Consider the following 3,584-nt stretch of genomic DNA (forward strand, 5'->3'; position numbering starts at 1 on the left):
TGCGCTGCGGGTGCTAAACATGCCATTGAAAGGGCTGCTGCTAAACAATACTTTTTCATTTTTTATCCTTGAGCTAGTAGTTCGCTGAGTTCGATTAAAGCCGCATTGGCTCTAGAAATATAATTCGCCATAACTAAAGAGTGGTTAGCCACATAGCCAAAACCATTCCCGTTTAAAATAAGTGGGCTCCACACTACCTCTTGGGTTGCCTCAAGCTCACGTATAATTTGCTGAACACTTACACGTGCATTTTTCTTTTCAAGCACATCATTAAAGTCATACTCTATCGCTTGTAAAAAGTGCAGTAACGCCCAAGTAGCACCACGCGATTCATAAAACACATCGTCAATTTCTAACCACGGTGTTCTTACTTGCTGCTGCAGTGGAGCAAGAGTTGCTTGTTTATTAGATGAATTACCCGCTAAATCGGTATTCACTTTTTCCTGACCTACACTGGCACTTAAACGCTGGCTTAAGCTACCCAAACGTTTTTCAGCTTCTTTAAGCCAACTACGTAAGTTATCTGCTCGTGCGTAAAATTGACTATCACGCTCATGCTGGTTTGCAATTTGCGAACGATAAACGACTAGATAATCAATCCCTTTTTGATACTCACCTTCGGCACTTGGCCAAGCCCATGCTTCAGAGCTTATATTAAACTGAGGCTGTGCTTTTTTAAGCGCTTCATGCTCTGTTGATTGTGATTGCGAACGGCTAAAGTCTTTTCGCATAGAAAGCGATAAATCACGTACCATTTCTAACGCACCGTACTCCCATGCAGGCATATCATCCATAATAATACTTGGCGGCATTACATCATTTGATAAGTAACCACCTGGTTTATCAAGTAAAGTACTGGCAACGGTAATAAGTGTTGATGTAGTTGTGTAGCCAATCACCATTTGTTCACTTCTAAGCTCTGCTTGTTCTTTTGCATTTGCAACAACATCAAACCGTGAAGGCTCTGTGCTCCAATAAACAGCAATGGCGTAAAATATAATAAGCAGTAAAATAACTATTCCTGCTATTTTCCCTTTATGTTGCGACATATATACTCCTAGTGGTGAGAATGTTGAGTTGATGGTTTTGACTGTTCAGCTTGCGCTTCAAGTGAGACAACTTGAGCATTAGTAAACAAACGGTTACCGTCACTAAAATATAGCGTGAGTTTTCGTTCTTGCCCTATTTTTAATGGTTCTTGCGGCTCAAATACCATTAAATGATAGCCACCAGGTTGAAAGCTTACACTTTTGTGCGCTTTAATTACTACCGATTCAACCTTTTGCATTTTCATCATGCCATTAGCGTGTGAATGCTCATGTATTTCTACACGACCTAACCCATCAATACTTGCCTTTGTTAAGGTAGCGGCATTACCACTATGATTAGTAATGGTTAAGTAACCTACGCTTGATTTACTTGCAGGCAAAAACTCTCTAACTTGGGCATTACTAACTTCAAGTTCGGCTACATCAGTACCGTGTTCATGCCCTGAATGCGCTGACAACGATGACGAAAAAAAACTAAACATTAATGCAGAAGCCATCGAAAAACATAGTTTCGTCATCATACTCATCCTTATTAAAACATAAAATAGCATGCTAAATTTAACATAGTTAACTTATAATAGTCAGTAAAATTAAGGATTAACAAGCCACTTTTTTGTTACCGATAACTAACCAACACAATACAGCAACAAATAGTAACGACCATGTAATCATTGCTGTTCCAAATAAAAGAGCTAAAACAGTACCTACAAGTGCAACTATACCTACACCAACTAATCCCATAGTCATTAATGCAACAACAGCGACTACAGAAACAATTGCCACTAAAGCACCAACTAACTCAAGCCCCACCCAGCTAATATCTGCAATCCAAAGCGGAAACTGCCAAGTATCAAAATGTATAAACAATATAAAATCAGTAAAAAATAATAAATAAACCAATACACATACAGCCAAGGCTTTCATTTTATCACTCCTTAATTCGGGTTAATAAATCACTATAGGTAGCAATTACAAAATAAGTTGCGCTAAATTGACTTAGCAAAATCATATAACCCGAGTACATATTAATACGCTTTTTCTTCAAGACAGCAATGCGCTATAAAATAACCTAGTGCTATTACAAATGGAAAACTCAAAAATAACAAAACGGTTACCAAACGCGTTGCCCATACAGGAAAATCTAACCTATGAGCCAACCCACTACATACGCCTGATATTTTTTTGTTAAGCGTGTTTTTATACCAATTACGTTGATGATTAAAATTACTCATAACAACCTCCTAAGCAGTCTTCTGTAAATTAGTTTTTAAACTTGCTTTTAAACTAGCTAGCTCGGCATCAACTTTTTCATTTTTAACTAACGATTCAATTTGAACTGCAGTAGTTCTCGCTGTGTCAGTTAAATCATAAGCCTCTATTTGAGATTCAATACCCTCAACACGTTGCTCTATTTGCTCAAAGCGAGATAATGCATGTGCAACCTTATCGCTTTGTAATTGCGTACTAATTCGCTTTCTAGCAATTACTATATTATGCCGTTGCATTAGTTGAGTTTGTTTTGATTTAGCCTGAACCATTTTTTGTTGAAGTCGCTCACAATCAGCTTTAATTTTTAAAATAGACTCCTGCAATGTTTTTAGTTGCGCTTGCTTACTAGCAATACTTTCGCTAACACGTTGCTTTTCGAGTAATGCCGATTTAGCTAAGTTATCACGACTTTTTTCTACTGCTAACTCTGCTTTTAATTGCCAATGGACTAACTCACCTTCTTTATTTTCAATTTGACGAGTAATTATTTTCTCTTCGCATAGTAAAGCGGCAGCTGTGGTTCGACACTCGTTTAACGCATCTTGCATGTCGTTAAGCATTAAATTAAGTAACTTTTCAGGATCTTCAGCCTTATCCAGCATAGCTACAATGTTTGATTGAATTACATCACTTACCCGGTTAAATATTCCCACGGTCTTCTCCTGTTAATTTCAAATTGATTACAACAAGGGGATTCCAAGAGTTGTGCCAAGTTCATTAACTTCAATATAAATCATTTAATATCAAACAATTAAATAGTTAAGCATTAAATTTTTAATGACTTCAAACTGAACAAAGCAGAGTGTAATTAACCAATAAACTATATTTTTGACTAAATTGTGGGATCAAAAAAGCCACTCGAAAGTTAACACCATTCAGTTAAGCATGCTTTGACTTAATGGTGTACCGAGTTTTTGAAATTCGAACGGTCCTACTTTTGGGCCGTTTTCTTTTTTCTGGAAGAATATAACGTTTCACTCGTTCTCGCATTGCCCTTAATTTCTTTGGAATTGAACCTGGCGAAGCGATGGCACACCAGAGTATTTCATCCTGTATATCCCGCAAAGCCATGACAAAACTAATTCTCAGCGGGGAGACTTTAGCCTCTTTGGCTATTCGACTTATCTCTACTCGAATTAAATTGTAGGCTAGCAATATACCCCATAGCTCTTGATTGACTCCATCCACAGTCTGACTACGCAAAAGAATACTATCCTCAAGCATCTGGTGTTTTATTTCTCCATAGCTATTTTCAATTTCCCAGCG

General features: G+C 37.4%; 5 protein-coding genes and 1 pseudogene. All 6 read right to left on the reverse strand.

Features of this window, described 5'->3' with window-relative positions; genetic code table 11:
* Window positions 1-62 precede the first annotated feature (62 nt).
* Entirely contained in the window at window positions 63-1,049 is a 987-nt protein-coding gene (locus L647_RS0107595; protein ID WP_024610640.1) for a DUF2333 family protein, read from the reverse strand.
* Window positions 1,050-1,057: 8 nt separating this feature from the next.
* A complete protein-coding gene (locus tag L647_RS0107600; RefSeq protein ID WP_139015427.1) occupies window positions 1,058-1,570 on the reverse strand; it encodes a copper chaperone PCu(A)C in 513 nt (170 codons plus the stop codon).
* 76 nt (window positions 1,571-1,646) lie between these two features.
* Window positions 1,647-1,973 (reverse strand): hypothetical protein, encoded by a 327-nt coding sequence (locus L647_RS0107605; RefSeq protein WP_024610642.1) that lies wholly within the window; start codon window positions 1,971-1,973, stop codon window positions 1,647-1,649.
* Between the two features lie 101 nt (window positions 1,974-2,074).
* Complete coding sequence (locus L647_RS0107610; protein WP_024610643.1) at window positions 2,075-2,281, reverse strand: PspC domain-containing protein; 207 nt, start codon at window positions 2,279-2,281, stop codon at window positions 2,075-2,077.
* Between the two features lie 9 nt (window positions 2,282-2,290).
* A complete protein-coding gene (locus L647_RS0107615; RefSeq protein WP_024610644.1) occupies window positions 2,291-2,971 on the reverse strand; it encodes a PspA/IM30 family protein in 681 nt (226 codons plus the stop codon).
* Window positions 2,972-3,197: 226 nt separating this feature from the next.
* A pseudogene (locus tag L647_RS1000000126220) lies at window positions 3,198-3,584 on the reverse strand (IS4 family transposase); the annotation flags it as partial.

Origin of the sequence: Pseudoalteromonas sp. TB64 (assembly GCF_000498095.1) — a bacterium.
Classification (GTDB): domain Bacteria; phylum Pseudomonadota; class Gammaproteobacteria; order Enterobacterales; family Alteromonadaceae; genus Pseudoalteromonas.